This window comes from Marixanthomonas spongiae (assembly GCF_003095375.1).
GTDB classification, from domain to species: domain Bacteria; phylum Bacteroidota; class Bacteroidia; order Flavobacteriales; family Flavobacteriaceae; genus Marixanthomonas; species Marixanthomonas spongiae.
In genome coordinates this window covers 302691-317178 of the sequence record NZ_QEHR01000003.1, presented here as the reverse complement: position 1 = coordinate 317178, position 14488 = coordinate 302691, and the positions used below count along the sequence as shown (strand labels likewise).

15 protein-coding genes are annotated in these 14488 nt (G+C 42.1%); 14 read left to right on the top strand and 1 reads right to left on the bottom strand.

Annotated features, from left to right (window positions below):
- Positions 1 to 7: 7 nt before the first annotated feature.
- The gene (gene rny, locus DDV96_RS06105; protein WP_116693867.1) at positions 8 to 1573 is read left to right on the top strand and encodes a ribonuclease Y; all 1566 of its coding nucleotides are present in this window, start codon (positions 8 to 10) and stop codon (positions 1571 to 1573) included.
- A gap of 206 nt (positions 1574 to 1779) precedes the next feature.
- On the opposite strand, the gene DDV96_RS06100 is transcribed toward rny, so the two are convergent.
- A complete protein-coding gene (locus DDV96_RS06100) occupies positions 1780 to 2727 on the bottom strand; it encodes an aldo/keto reductase (RefSeq protein ID WP_116693866.1) in 948 nt (315 codons plus the stop codon).
- 258 nt (positions 2728 to 2985) lie between these two features.
- Here DDV96_RS06100 and DDV96_RS06095 point away from each other — a divergent pair, with 258 nt between their 5' ends.
- The 13 genes from DDV96_RS06095 to DDV96_RS06035 all read left to right on the top strand — a co-directional run bounded on the left by DDV96_RS06095 (position 2986) and on the right by DDV96_RS06035 (position 14417).
- A complete protein-coding gene (locus tag DDV96_RS06095; RefSeq protein ID WP_116693865.1) occupies positions 2986 to 3420 on the top strand; it encodes an RrF2 family transcriptional regulator in 435 nt (144 codons plus the stop codon).
- A 48-nt stretch (positions 3421 to 3468) separates the two neighbouring features.
- A complete protein-coding gene (locus DDV96_RS06090) occupies positions 3469 to 5274 on the top strand; it encodes a cbb3-type cytochrome c oxidase subunit I (protein WP_116693864.1) in 1806 nt (601 codons plus the stop codon).
- A gap of 12 nt (positions 5275 to 5286) precedes the next feature.
- Entirely contained in the window at positions 5287 to 6300 is a 1014-nt protein-coding gene (locus DDV96_RS06085; protein ID WP_116693863.1) for a cbb3-type cytochrome c oxidase subunit II, read from the top strand.
- A gap of 3 nt (positions 6301 to 6303) precedes the next feature.
- Positions 6304 to 6573 carry a hypothetical protein gene (locus DDV96_RS06080; RefSeq protein ID WP_116693862.1) on the top strand — a complete coding sequence of 90 codons (270 nt, stop codon included), beginning with the start codon at positions 6304 to 6306 and terminating at the stop codon, positions 6571 to 6573.
- 2 nt (positions 6574 to 6575) lie between these two features.
- A complete protein-coding gene (locus tag DDV96_RS06075; RefSeq protein ID WP_116693861.1) occupies positions 6576 to 6998 on the top strand; it encodes a cytochrome C in 423 nt (140 codons plus the stop codon).
- Positions 6999 to 7000: 2 nt separating this feature from the next.
- Positions 7001 to 7390, top strand: coding sequence for a group III truncated hemoglobin (locus DDV96_RS06070; protein WP_116693860.1), 390 nt, complete (start codon positions 7001 to 7003; stop codon positions 7388 to 7390).
- A gap of 457 nt (positions 7391 to 7847) precedes the next feature.
- Positions 7848 to 8138: a cupin domain-containing protein gene (locus DDV96_RS06065; protein WP_116693936.1), complete on the top strand. Its 291-nt coding sequence runs from the start codon at positions 7848 to 7850 to the stop codon at positions 8136 to 8138.
- A 56-nt stretch (positions 8139 to 8194) separates the two neighbouring features.
- Positions 8195 to 8920 carry an iron-sulfur cluster repair di-iron protein gene (ric, locus tag DDV96_RS06060; RefSeq protein ID WP_116693859.1) on the top strand — a complete coding sequence of 242 codons (726 nt, stop codon included), beginning with the start codon at positions 8195 to 8197 and terminating at the stop codon, positions 8918 to 8920.
- A 183-nt stretch (positions 8921 to 9103) separates the two neighbouring features.
- Complete coding sequence (gene acnA / locus DDV96_RS06055; protein ID WP_116693858.1) at positions 9104 to 11893, top strand: aconitate hydratase AcnA; 2790 nt, start codon at positions 9104 to 9106, stop codon at positions 11891 to 11893.
- A 100-nt stretch (positions 11894 to 11993) separates the two neighbouring features.
- Positions 11994 to 12338 (top strand): cupin domain-containing protein, encoded by a 345-nt coding sequence (locus DDV96_RS06050; protein WP_116693857.1) that lies wholly within the window; start codon positions 11994 to 11996, stop codon positions 12336 to 12338.
- A gap of 463 nt (positions 12339 to 12801) precedes the next feature.
- The gene (locus DDV96_RS06045) at positions 12802 to 13218 is read left to right on the top strand and encodes an OsmC family protein (protein ID WP_116693856.1); all 417 of its coding nucleotides are present in this window, start codon (positions 12802 to 12804) and stop codon (positions 13216 to 13218) included.
- Positions 13219 to 13292: 74 nt separating this feature from the next.
- Positions 13293 to 13970 carry an RNA polymerase sigma factor gene (locus tag DDV96_RS06040; RefSeq protein ID WP_116693855.1) on the top strand — a complete coding sequence of 226 codons (678 nt, stop codon included), beginning with the start codon at positions 13293 to 13295 and terminating at the stop codon, positions 13968 to 13970.
- 72 nt (positions 13971 to 14042) lie between these two features.
- The gene (locus tag DDV96_RS06035; protein ID WP_116693854.1) at positions 14043 to 14417 is read left to right on the top strand and encodes a hypothetical protein; all 375 of its coding nucleotides are present in this window, start codon (positions 14043 to 14045) and stop codon (positions 14415 to 14417) included.
- The last annotated feature ends 71 nt before the right edge of the window (positions 14418 to 14488 follow it).

Here is a 14488-nt window from a genome sequence, read left to right as displayed (position 1 = left end):
TAAAACTATGGATACTATCGTTACCCCGATAATCGTGGGCATTGTTGCACTGGCAATTGGCTTTTTGATAGCCAAGTTGATAGAGCGCAACAATGGTTCACAACTAATAAAATCAGCGAAAAATGAGGCTTCTTCCATTATAAAAGAAGCCAAAAGCGATGCCGAATCGATTAAAAAAGACAAAATCCTTCAGGCCAAGGAAAAATTCATCGAGCTTAAATCGGAACATGAGAAAGTAATCAATAAGCGGGAAAGCAAAATGGCCGAGGCTGAAAAGCGCACCAAGGACAAAGAATCGCAGGTGTCCAGCGAATTGGCCAAAACAAAAAAACTGAACGCAAAAATTGAAAGCCAGCAAAAAGAATATGATGAGCGGCTGGAGTTTCTTGAAAAGAAACAAAATGAAGTCGAAAAATTCCGCAAAAGCCAAATTGAACAGTTGGAGGTTATTTCCAGCCTTTCGGCAGAAGACGCCAAGGCACAATTGATGGAAAGCCTTAAAGACGAGGCAAAGACCGATGCCATGAAATACGTGCAATCGTCTATTGAGGAAGCTAAAATGACGGCACAACAGGAAGCCAAGAAAATAGTGATCAACACCATACAGCGCATTGGTACTGAAGAGGCCATTGACAATTGCGTATCGGTCTTCAACTTGGAAAGCGACGACGTTAAAGGTCGTATTATTGGCCGGGAAGGCCGTAACATTCGGGCGTTGGAAGCTGCTACCGGAGTGGAGATCATTGTTGACGACACCCCAGAAGCCATTATCCTTTCGTGCTTCGACTCTGTGCGTAGGGAAGTGGCGCGGTTGTCCTTGCACAAATTGGTGACCGATGGGCGAATCCATCCCGCACGTATCGAAGAGATCGTTAAAAAGACCTCCAAGCAAATTGAAGATGAAATACTTGAAGTGGGTAAGCGTACCGTGATCGACTTAGGCATTCACGGCTTGAGCCCAGAATTGATCAAAGCAGTGGGTAGAATGCGCTACCGTTCGTCTTACGGTCAAAACCTGTTGCACCACTCCCGAGAGGTCGCTAGATTGTGCGGTGTGATGGCTTCGGAACTGGGACTGAACCCAAAACTGGCCAAACGTGCCGGATTGTTGCACGATATTGGTAAAGTGCCCGAAACCGAAACTGAGGTGCCGCACGCCATCTTAGGCATGCAATGGGCCGAGAAATACGGTGAAAAACCTGAAGTGTGCAATGCCATTGGTGCCCACCACGACGAAATTGAAATGACCAGCCTGTTATCGCCCATCGTGCAGGTTTGCGATGCCATAAGCGGTGCAAGACCAGGCGCAAGACGCCAAGTTCTCGATTCGTACATCCAGCGGTTAAAAGATTTGGAAGATATAGCCTTTGGTTTCAACGGCGTAAACAAGGCTTATGCCATACAAGCAGGTCGTGAACTTAGGGTTATGGTGGAAAGCGAAAAGGTGAGCGATGACAAAGCCGCCCAACTTTCTTTTGAAATCTCCCAGAAAATCCAAACCGATATGACGTACCCCGGACAAGTAAAAGTAACCGTGATACGCGAAACCAGGGCAGTTAACGTAGCGAAGTAGAAGGTGGTTTTTAAAGGGTAGTCAAGGACTTAGTTGGTAGCGGATAGTTGGATTATTTAAAGCGCTTACAATGACATTTTAAACATTAGATTTGAAAAACCATGAAAACTTGAAATTGAGTTTTCATGGTTTTTTCAAACTTGTAAATCTCTTTTTTTGAGATTTGTGAATTGTTTTTTTGAAATTTAAAAGCCTCTGGGCTTCTATCAATCATCATATATATTCTCGTACCCTTTTTCTGGGCATTCAAAAAACTTGCCGGTAATAAAGCGGTAGTTTCGGTTTAAGCCCTTAATCGTCTTCATATCTTCTTTGTCAAGCTCTAAACTTGCTGCTTTGAAGTTATCTTTTATATGCTCTTTACTGGTTGATTTGGGGATGGTTGCCGTTCCACGTTGCGTGTGCCAGTTTATCAACACTTGACCTGCGGAAGCACCATGCTTTTTGGCAATTTCTTTAATTTCATCTATTTCCAATAAATTGGGTTCATCGTCATTTTTCATGGCAGCGCTACGGTCGCCAGAACCTAAGGGAGAATATGCGGTCATCAAGATGTTTTCGCTATTGCAAAAATCGAGTAAATCTTCCTGTTGCAGATAGGGGTGCATTTCCACCTGGTTCATCTCGGGTTTTATATCGGCTTTCGAAATCAAATCTTTTAATTTTTCCTTACTGAAATTGGATACCCCAATATGCTTCGCGTGTCCAGTTTTTTTGGCAGTTTCCATTTGTTTCCAAGTTTCAATAATAGGTGCTTCATCTGCCGCCACATAATCTGAAGGTTTTGAAGGCTGCCCCACGCCCGACTTAAAAGCCACCGGCCAGTGGATTAAGTAGAGGTCTAGGTACTCCAGCTTCAGTTTTTTTATAGAATCTTCTAACGCCGGCATAACCTGCCCCTCTTGATGGGCATCGTTCCAAAGTTTTGAGGTGATAAATACATCTTCCCGTAAAATAGTTCCCTCGTCAAAAACCTCGGCCAAAGCCTCACCTATTATTTCTTCGTTTCCATAGGCCGCAGCTGTGTCTATGTGCCTATAACCAGCGTATAAAGCTTCCTTTACTGCATTTTTAACATCGTCGCCAGTTGCTTTCCAAGTTCCTAATCCTATGGCGTGCATGCGATCGCCATTTTCAAATTTGAGTGTTTTCATATTTCTTCTTTTCGCAATAAGATACAAAACACAGCTTTTTATAGAAAGAGGATTTAGTCTTTTAGCGTTTTTTTAACCCAAATTAAACAGCCCACTAGGTACAGCTTACTTAAAGGCAGCCTTTAATGGGCAGTTTGCCATCAAGCCTGTTAGTACAGGGTTTTTAATTGCGATTTGGCGGGAAAATAATATTTCAGATATATTTGTCAGAATTAAACCCAGCACCTATCTTTGCTACAAACTAATAACAAAAACCTCATGTTTTCCAAAGCTTGCGAATACGGTATCAAGGCATCGACGTTTATCGCCCTGCAATCCTTGCAACAACGTAGGGTAAGCTTGAAGGAAATTGCAGCCGAAATCGATTCGCCTGTTGCTTTTACAGCTAAAATACTGCACCAATTGGCTAAAAGCGATATTTTAAAATCCAACAAGGGGCCTTCGGGCGGGTTTGAAATACCAAAGGAAAAGATAGACACTATTATGCTCAGTCATATCGTTTTCGCCATTGACGGCAATTCTATTTATGAAGGTTGTGCCCTTGGGTTTGATAGATGCGATGCCAACCAACCTTGTCCGCTGCACAATAAATTTGTAGGCATTCGGGACGAACTGAAAGATATGCTAAACAAAACGAGCCTTTACGAACTGGCAACAGGCTTAGAGGTAGGTTTGACCTATTTAAAACGTTAAAAAAAAATTAAGTTAAAAAAGGATAAAAAGGTAATAAATTCATAATTTATGAAAACACATAAAATGTTGCTGTGGTTGCTTTTAGTTGCAGTACCTAACTTTGCAATTGCACAGGAAGCCATCACAACAGAGAATTGGCTTTCCAGCCCTGGGATTATAGGAACTTTCGTTCTGGTTGCAATTGTTATGATTATTGCGGTCATCATCTTGTTTATTAAGCTGAACGGTTATATCGACACCATTAAACGCCGACAAATAGACAAAAATAAAATGGCTTTTGATGATGAGCTCGTTGCGATGGAAGAGGAAGATATCGATGCCATCTTGGAAAAACGGAAAGCAGCATTAAAATACAAATTAAAAGGCGACGAATTATCAGGGGAGAATAAAGCAGTGGACGAGAAAGGGCTGTTGCAACGTGTGGAAAACGACCCGGCAAATGCCTATTTCGATGAAAAAAAGAAAACATCGCTTAGCCTTGAAACTCCCGAGGCACTTAAGAAAATAGTTATCTATTACATTGCTGCGGCTGCTGTTTGGTTGGTTTTAGGCACCTTGATCGGGCAGTATTTGGGGATGAAATTCATCTGGCCTGAAATGGACCACCAACAATGGCTCGGTTTTGGCCGGTTGCGGCCCGTGCATACCAATATGGTATTTTGGGGGTGGTCCTCTCTGGCGATGATCGGTCTTGGTTACTTTGTAATTGCCCGTACTTCGAACAACAAGATATACAACTATAAATGGGCATGGTATGGATGGTGGCTTATCAATGCTACGGTATTTTTAGGCAGTATCTGTTTAATGGCAGGCATCAATAACGGTGGCGGGGAGTACCGGGAATACATTTGGCCGGTTATGCTTATGTTCGCGATTGCTTTGATTATCACCTTCGTTAATTTCTACAAAACGGTTGCCACCCGTAAAATTTCAGAAATCTACATTTCCAATTGGTTTATTTTGGCAGCGTTGATCTGGACCATTGTATTGGCAATCATAGGTTATTTGCCGTTTTACCAGAACGGCTTGGGCGAAACGGTGGTTCAAGGTTATTATATGCACCAAGGAGTAGGGATGTGGTTTATGACCTTTACCTTGGGGTTGGTGTATTATTACCTGCCTTCTGCATTGAATAAACCTATTTATTCCTATTCATTGGGGGTATTGGCATTTTGGACACAGATGCTCTTTTATACTATGATTGGGACACACCACTTTGTGTTCAGTCCGTTGCCTTGGTGGTTGCAAACCGTGGCCATTGTATTCAGTGCGGGGATGTTCATACCGGTGATTGCGGGTACCACCAACTTTTTGATGACCATGAAGGGAAGTTGGAACCACATTACCAAAAGCTACGTGCTGCCCTTCTTTTTGGTAGCCACCATTTTCTATTTTGTAGGCTCCTCACAAGGTAGCTTGCAAGCATTTCGGTTTACCAATTATGTATGGCACTTTACCGATTTTAACGTAGCGCATTCCCATATGACGATGTACGGCATCATTGCCTTTTTCCTTTGGGCTTCCATCTATGCCATTTTACCGAAACTGACTGGAAAGGAACCCTCACAGGTATTTGTAGGTGCTCATTTTTGGTTGGCATTCATAGGTCTATTTGCCTATATGATGTCCCTTATGATGGGCGGTACCTATAAAGGCTTGAGTTGGATAGACGGTGAACCATTTATAGAGTCGGTAATATTGATGACACCCTATTGGGTTTGGCGTGCTGTTGGTGGTTCGCTTATGTTTTTGTCGCATTTGGTGTTTGCCTACAACCTGTATTATATGGTAACTGGTTATAAAAATACGTCGCCATCCATAAAGACAAAAAAAGTAGAAGAAATAACCGTTTAATAAAATTTCAACATGCTTAATTTTCATAAAGAACATAAAAACTTGGTACTTACGGCAGGGGTTGTCTTTATTGCCCTAAGTATCGTTGTTGCTATACTCCCAGCATTTCAGATGCAGGAAACCGAACCCATCCCCGACGACAAACCCCTAACCGACAATCAACGTGAAGGGCTTAACGTATATGTTTCGGAAAACTGCATGGCCTGCCATACCCAGCAAGTGCGCAATATTGAAATGGACAATATTTGGGGCGATAGGCCGTCTATTCCATCCGATTACTTTTACAGCAAAAAACGCTTGGATGTTTGGAGGCAGTCCCCATCGGTTTTGGGAAGTGAACGTACGGGTCCCGATCTTACCAATATTGGCAAACGCCAACCCAGTGAAGATTGGCACTTGCTGCATTTGTACAATCCCAGGGCTGTAGTTTCAGAATCTGTCATGCCTTCCTATCCGTGGTTGTTTGAAGAGGTGGACAGTGTTTCAGTCCGCGAAGAAGATAAAGTGGTTAGTGTCCCCAAAGAGTTTTTCAACAAACCGGGGAAAAAAATAATAGCTTCCGAAGAAGCCCTACGGTTGGTGGATTATTTAAAATCGCTTCAGCAAACCGAATTGCCCGGCGGAAATGTTAACGATTTTATCCCTGCGTTACGAAAAATACAAACGGAAGGAATGGACGGCGAAAAGCAAGCTGGTAGTCTGGATGGTGCAAAGTTGTTTTCGCAAACGTGTGCCGCCTGCCACCAAGAAACCGGAAAAGGCGTAACGGGAGCCTTTCCTTCATTGGTAGGCAGCGATATCGTAACCGATGAAAACCCCGAACAGCTTATCAGGGTCGTGATACAAGGGTATGATGCCCGTAGCGATTACGGGGTAATGCCTCCCTTTGGAAATCAGCTCACCGATGCCGAAATAGCAGCCATAACCACTCACGAACGCAGCAGTTGGGGCAACGATGCGCCCGAAGTAACCGAAGAGGACGTGAAAAAAATAAGAGAACTTATTGAAAGCGAACTAAATCAATAGATTATGAAGAAAATAGCGTTTATTTTTATTAGTATATTTTTCTTGGGGCAGCAAATTGCAAAGGCTTGCGATGTCTGTAAAAAAAACCAGCCCGAAGTATTGCAGGATGTAACCCACGGGCCTGGGCCTTCCGGAACGTTGGATTATTTCATTACCTGGGGTGCTGTGGTTATTGTGGGGATTACCCTCTTTTTAAGTTTGAAGTATTTGATAAAGCCTAAGGAGAACGATCCAGACCATATAAAGAACATTGTTAAAAATGAAGGATTTTAGTTATGGAAGACAATAGGAACATAAAAGTTTTTTTGGATGATGACCCCAAACCGTTTGCCTCATTTGCGCCACCGGTTAAAATTGTGCTGGACACCACCAAAATACCCGATGGAAAACATACCCTTACCATCGTTGCAAAATCCTCGAACAATGTGGAAGGGATAAGGAAAATCCCTTTCGTGGTGCGAAATGGCCCTGAAATCGCGGTTGTTGGCCTAAAGGAAAACGAAACGGTAGATTCTCAAATTCCCATTACCATCAATGCCTACGGAAGCGAAACAGAAGACTTTTTTGTTATTCGCGGCTCCGAAACCCCAAAAGCGATTCCAGCTTGGGTGTGGGCCCTGGTAATTATTTTTGTCGCATATGGCCTTTTTTACCTAATTATGTATTGGAGCCCAGAGCTTTATAAATCATTTTTTTAAGTATGGATACTGAAATATTAAACCTGAATGACATAAAAACCCTCGTTGACACCTTCTACGGAAAGGTTCGCGAAGACCGCCTTTTAGCGCCCGTTTTCAATAAGGTGATACAAGATAGGTGGCCAGAACACCTTGAAAAAATGTACACGTTTTGGCAAACGGTTCTATTGGGCGAACACACCTATTATGGCAGCCCGTTTCCGCCGCATGCAAAATTACCGGTTACTAAAACCCATTTTGACCGTTGGTTGCAGCTTTTTTATGAAACCGTACACGAAAACTTTGAAGGCGAAAAAGCAGAAGAAGCCAAATGGCGTGCTTCAAAAATGGCCGAAATGTTTCAACTTAAAATCGAAGCCTATCAACAAGGGGGCTCAAGGCCTTTGGTGTAGCATAAAAATCAGTTTATGAAAATCTTTGAGCAACCTGGCAAAATCTGAAATATGACTTTATATATCAAAAAACAGCCTCTTTTGAATAAACTCTGTCATGCAACCACTAAACTTAAAAGGCACATGAGGTTTGAATTCATAATACGTTTTAATTCATTTATTAGGTAATCTGTCATAAATATTATACCATTCAACCTCTATCGGGAACGTGCAACAACTATTCTTCACCGCTCAAAACCCGTTTATTACTCATTAAATAATCTTTTATAAATCAACACTTTACTTCAAAATAACGGTATTTTCCTGTGTTGCATTTTTATTTCGGATAATTTTGTCAGAAATAAAAATATCCGTAATTTTACATTAGCGTTTTTTTAGGGAAGGAAAGCTTTTTTAATAAGAATCTTCAAGCTAATAAAATCTAAGTTGAATAATCAATAAAAAAAACCGAATGGTTATGGAGGCAGTACAAAAACCCGATATGAAGCTGTTGCACACCGGCGGCACTTTAAAAACGCTTCAGGTAATTGCCAAAGCAGGGATGATTATGCCCCCGCACCATACCACAAAAGAAGCCGTGCTGGTGGTTCAGGAAGGAATGGCATTATTGAATATGCCCACAACCGAGCACCTTTTAAAAGCAGGAATGACATTTACCATCTCCGCTAAAGTAGAGCACAGCCTGAAAATTAAGAAAGATTTTAAGGCCGTGGTTATCATGGCGCTCGATGCTGCTATTCAGTTTTAGAAGAATTAAAGAAATAAAATTAAAATAAACCTTTCATATATAGAAATTCAAAACCTATGGAAAACCTGACAAATAAGACAATTGGACAAATCGTGGTAGAAGATTACCGTACTGCACAAATTTTTAAAAACCATAAAATCGACTTCTGTTGTCAAGGCAATAGAAGCATTGAAGAAGCGGCAAAAAAGCGCAAACTGGATGCAAAGCTACTCTTAAATGAAATTATGGACATGCAACAAGCCAAAACTGAAGGAACCACAGATTTCAGCTCGTGGCCACTGGACCTTCTGGCCGATTATATAGAAAAAAAGCACCACAGATATGTAGAGGAGAAAATCCCTATACTGAAACAATACCTCAATAAGCTGTGTAAAGTTCACGGAGACAAACATCCGGAATTGTTCGAAATCAATGAACACTTTATTGCATCTGCCGGCGATTTGGCTGCCCATATGAAAAAGGAGGAATTGATCCTGTTCCCTTCGGTTCGTAAAATGGTCAACGCAAAACGAACCAACAGCTCCATGGAAAAGCCCCATTTTGGTACGGTACAGAACCCTGTTCAAAAAATGATGGACGAGCACGAAGTAGAAGGCGAGCGGTTCCGTCAAATAGACGAGCTTTCCAACGGTTATACGCCCCCTGCCGATGCGTGCAACACCTACCGGGTTACGTATGCCTTGCTGCAAGAGTTCGAAAACGACCTGCACGAGCACATCCATCTGGAAAACAATATCTTGTTCCCCAAAGCGGTGGAACTGGAAAAAGAACTGAACGCATAAAAATCCAAATATCCTGCAAGGTCTTTTTTGGATCTTGCAGGTATAACGACCCCAAGTATTTTTATTAGAACCGAAACAATGAAAATCTTTCTGAAAGCCTTTAAACCGTGAAAATAAAGGATCTTATAATTGTACGTTATGTAGTTTAAAATCAATATAATAAACCACCAAAAACTTTTCAAAATGTCCGGCAATCCCTTTAATACTGAAAAAACGCTTCAATTTCAAGAAGAAACGTTAACCTACCACAGCCTTGCCGAACTGGAAAACCAAGGCTATGAAATTGACTCCCTTCCGTTTTCCATCCGTATTCTTTTGGAAAATGTCCTGCGGAATTTTGATGGTTTTTCAGTAACCAAAGAACATATTGAAACCCTGTTGAATTGGAAGCCTGAAGCTTCAGAAAAAGACATTCCCTATAAACCTGCCAGGGTATTGATGCAAGATTTTACAGGTGTTCCGGCCGTAGTCGATATTGCTGCGTTGCGCGCTGAGGTTTCCAGAAAAGGAAAAGACCCAAATAAAATTAATCCGTTGATCCCGGTCGATCTGGTGGTGGACCATTCGGTGCAAGTGGATTTTTTTGGAACCAACTATTCCTACAAACGGAATATGGAAGAAGAATACAAGCGAAACCAAGAACGCTATCAGTTTTTAAAATGGGCACAGCAATCTTTCGATAATTTTAGTGTCGTTCCTCCCGGCATGGGCATTTGCCATCAAGTTAACTTAGAATATTTCTCCAAAGGTGTCGTGGCACGCGATGGCCAAGTGTTCCCAGACACGTTGGTGGGGACCGACAGCCATACCCCCATGGTAAACGGTATTGGCGTAGTGGCCTGGGGCGTTGGCGGGATTGAAGCCGAAGCAGCGCTTTTAGGACAACCTATTTACTTTATCATGCCACAAGTGGTAGGCCTTAAGCTTACTGGAAAGCTGCCTTTGGGTTCCACCGCAACCGATTTGGTATTGAACATCGCCCACCTGTTGCGCAAACACGGTGTGGTAGGCAAGTTTGTAGAAGTTTTTGGTCCCGGCCTGGACCATCTTTCGGTGCCAGATCGCGCTACCATTGGCAATATGTCGCCAGAGTTTGGGTGTACGGTAACTTATTTTCCCATAGACGACAAAACGTTGGACTATATGCGCGAAACCAACCGTGACGAAGACCAAATAGCGTTAGTAGAAACCTATTGCAAAACCAATAAACTTTGGCGGCAAGACGAAGCTAAAATTGAGTATTCAACAGTGTTGGAACTGGATGTTTCCAGCATACAACCTACCGTGGCAGGCCCCAAACGACCCCAAGACAAAATTGAACTGAAAGATTTTAAAACCAAATTCATCGATTTATTGGATGAATCCTTCGGAAGGGAATACATCGACCCTGAAAACCGGAAACTGGAGCAATCCCTTGACCGATGGAAAGCCGAAGGCGGAAACCAACCTGTTCCAAAAGCCCATTCACAACGGCCCGACACTGAAATAGAGGCCGATAAAAACAAGTTGCGAACTGTTTGGATTACCCGAGGGCCGGACAAGTTTATGCTTTCCGATGGTTCGGTGGCCATTGCGGCCATTACCTCTTGTACCAATACGTCCAACCCGTTTGTGATGATTGGGGCCGGATTGGTAGCGCGAAAAGCCCGCGAACACGGCATCGATGTAAAACCTTGGGTAAAAACCTCCTTGGCGCCCGGCTCTAAAGTAGTGACCGATTATTTGGAAAAAGCCGATTTAATGAAAGACCTCGAAGCGTTGCAGTTCCACTTGGTAGGGTACGGGTGCACGTCGTGTATTGGTAATTCCGGTCCGTTGCCGCCACAAATTGCTAAAGCTGTGGATGAATACGATTTGGTCGTGGCCTCGGTGCTATCGGGTAACCGAAACTTTGAAGCCAGGGTGCATCCACAGGTTAAAATGAACTTTTTAATGTCGCCTATGCTGGTAGTTGCTTACGCCATAGCCGGTCGTGTGGATATCGATCTGGTCAACGACCCCATAAGCTATGACAAAAACCAAGAGCCCGTTTACCTAAAGGATATTTGGCCCAGCAACGACGAAATCAATGACATTTTAAGCAAGGTACTTTCCCCTGGCGATTTCGATAAAAATTACGGGGAAATATTCGCTGGAAACGAAATTTGGCGCAATTTGGACATTCCAAAAGATAAAGTGTATCAATGGGACGAAAATTCTACGTATATTAAGGAAATCCCTTTTTTCAGGGATATTTCAGAAAAACCGAAACCATTTCAGAATATAGAAAATGCCAGGGCCTTATTGGTTTTGGGCGATAGCATTACCACAGACCATATTTCACCGGCCGGTGCTTTTAGTGAAGATTCGGCGGCGGGTCAATATTTGTTGGAGAAAGGTGTGGAGAAAGAGGCATTCAATTCGTACGGTTCCAGGAGAGGGAACGATGAAGTAATGGTACGCGGTACCTTTGCCAATGTGCGCATTAATAACAAATTGGCCGAAAAAGAAGGTGGATACACCCGTTATTTGCCCAGCGGGGAAGAAATGACCGTATTTGAAGCTTCTGAAAAATACAAGGAAAACGATACGCCATTACTTGTTTTGGCCGGCAAAGAATACGGCAGCGGATCCTCCCGCGATTGGGCGGCGAAAGGTACTTTTTTGCTCGGTATTAAATGTGTGCTGGCAGAAAGCTACGAACGCATCCACCGCAGCAACTTGGTTGGTTTGGGGGTGTTACCGCTTCAGTATAAAGAAGGGGAAACTGCTGAAACGTTAGGACTTTCAGGAAAAGAAACCTTTAGCGTTACAGGAATTTCCGAAGGCTTACAGCCCCAAAAAGAATTAAAAGTCGTGGCCGAAAGTGAAAAAGGAGATAAAACGGAATTTAATGTAATTGCGCGGCTGGATTCAGATATTGAAATAGCCTACTACCAAAATGAGGGTATTTTACAATATGTGTTGCGCCAATTTTTGGAAAACGAAAAGTAAAACAACCTATCCTGCAGGTCCGTCTTGGTAGTTGCTGAGCATAGCCGAAGGGCAAGAGGGACTGAAAGTATTAAAAAATAAAATAATAAAATAAATTACTATGAAAACAGCATCATTAACAAACAACATCACGTATCACGAAAAGCGGCCTACCATCCAAGTATTGCTGGAAACAGAGACGGGAAAAGAAATACGGATCGCATTTAAAAAAGATCAAGTGATGAAAGAGCATAAAACCCCCTTTCCCATTGTGGTCGAAATATTTGAAGGCAAGATCGATTTTGGGCTGAATGGAACTGTCCATTCCCTAAAAAAAGGCGACTTAATTTCGCTTGAAGGTGGCGTGCCGCACGATCTTACCGCTATGGAAAATAGTATTGTACGTTTAAGTTTAAACAAGGCGGACAGTGCCAAACGCGTTGAAGACGTAGCAAAAAATTCATAATGAAAAATATAACCATCAATACAGAACAAGGCCATTGGATATTGGCCAAGATGAGAAAAGGTGTTGCGTCTTGAAAGAATCTATTACTGAAGTTAATTGATGGGATTCATGCGACTCAAAATCGATCCTGAAGCAAAGGGAATCATTCAAAAAGGAGGAACACAAGCCATAAATGAAGAATGAAAGATGCGAACTTTTGAAAAAAAAGGGTTTTAATTAAAACCTATTTTTGCCGCTTCCTTGCAGCGTTAAAACCTTAAAAGATAATTAACGATGCAGGTTTTATAAAGACTGAAGGTATTGACCCATCCCAAAGCCAAAAAAAGAATTATGGAAATGCGTTCCATTTTTAAAGAATATGAAAACCTCATGACGGCTTTTGCCAGCATCGCAGAAAAATAATTATACGTACAAAAGAGCATGCTCCTATTTACATAAAATAAACAAATAAAAATTTAAAATTATGAAACGAACAGCCCAAGCCGTATGGAACGGCTCCCTAAAAGAAGGGGAAGGAAAATTGACTACCCAAAGTAAGGTTTTGAACGACTCTCCATATTGCTTTAACTCCCGTTTTGGTGACGGAAAAGCAACCAACCCAGACGAATTGTTGGCTGCTTCCCATGCCGGGTGCTTTGCCATGGCCCTGAGCCTTATTCTGGGAAAAGAAGGATTTACTCCAGACTCGCTTGATGTCTCTTCGGAAGTAACCATGGATGCCGATAATTTAGAGCTTACTGGGTCACATTTAACGCTTAAAGCCAGAATACCCAATATAGACCAAGATACCTTTAGGGAGTGTGCCAATGCCGCCAAGGATAACTGTCCGGTGAGCAAGGCCTTGGCTTTTAAGATCACTATGGACGCCGAACTTCAATAAGTTCAGGTATTAAATAGGTACTAGTATGTAACCCAAAAGTTGCTTGTGCATCCAATAAATAAACAGGACACATTATGATACGCAATGGCACAAAAAACAATCTGTTGAACACCTCAAAAACGTTGACCGATAGCGAAGTAGTCAATAAAGTACGCTCTGGACAAAAAGAACTGTTCGAACTATTGATACGGCGCCATAACCAACTTCTTTTTCGGGTGGTACGAAGTTATGTTGATAAGGAAAAAGACGCTGAAGATGTTATGCAGGAAGCGTACATCAAGGCGTTTCAGAAATTGCATCAATTTAGGCACGATGCCAAATTTTCAACGTGGTTGGTGCGTATCGGTATCAATGAAGCCTTGCAGCGCAAACGCAGGTTAAAAACAAAACAGACTATCAACATAGAACAGACGCAATTCATAAACCAACTTGAAAACACCGCTGCCATGAACCCAGAAAACCAGATGATACACGCACAGTCCAAAGCTTTTATAGAAGAAGCGATACAGGCACTCCCCGAAAAGTACAAAATTGTCTATATGCTTCGGGAAGTAGAGCAATTTAGTATTTCTGAAATATCCGAGAGCTTGCAATTGAGCGAAAGCAATGTAAAAGTGCGCTTGCACCGGGCAAAGAAAAAAATGAAGAAATATCTGTTTAAAGCTACCAAAACCAGCACTGTCTTTGAATTTGGCAATTCAAAATGCGACCGTATGGTCCACAATGTGATGGGGTTGGTTGTGAAAATTTGATTTTGAAACGGTTTTGTAACCTAACGGTTTTACATGCATCGAATACGTAGATAACCATAAAAACTAATAAATATGAATTCGAATGTAAACTTAGTACAAACCGTTTTAAAATTTACCTATGGCCTCGTTCCCATTGTGGCAGGATTGGACAAATTTACCAACCTATTGACAGATTGGTCGCAGTATCTTTCCCCGGGAATGGAAAGCATGTTGCCTTTTTCGGCAGGAACTTTTATGGCCATTGTAGGTATTGTTGAAATTATTGCCGGAATCATCGTTTTCCTTCGTCCAGTTATAGGAGGATATCTGGTGATGGCTTGGCTTTTATTGATAGCCTTAACACTATTGTTTAGTGGTAGTAACTTAGATGTTGCAGTACGGGATGTCGTTATGGCCATTGGCGCATTTTCCTTGGCCAAACTATCTCAAATTCAAGCGGTAAAATAAGCCCTTGTTTGAAAACATTAAACGGCATTGTGTTAATTAATAGTGAACCATTGCGTAATATCAATGCCGTT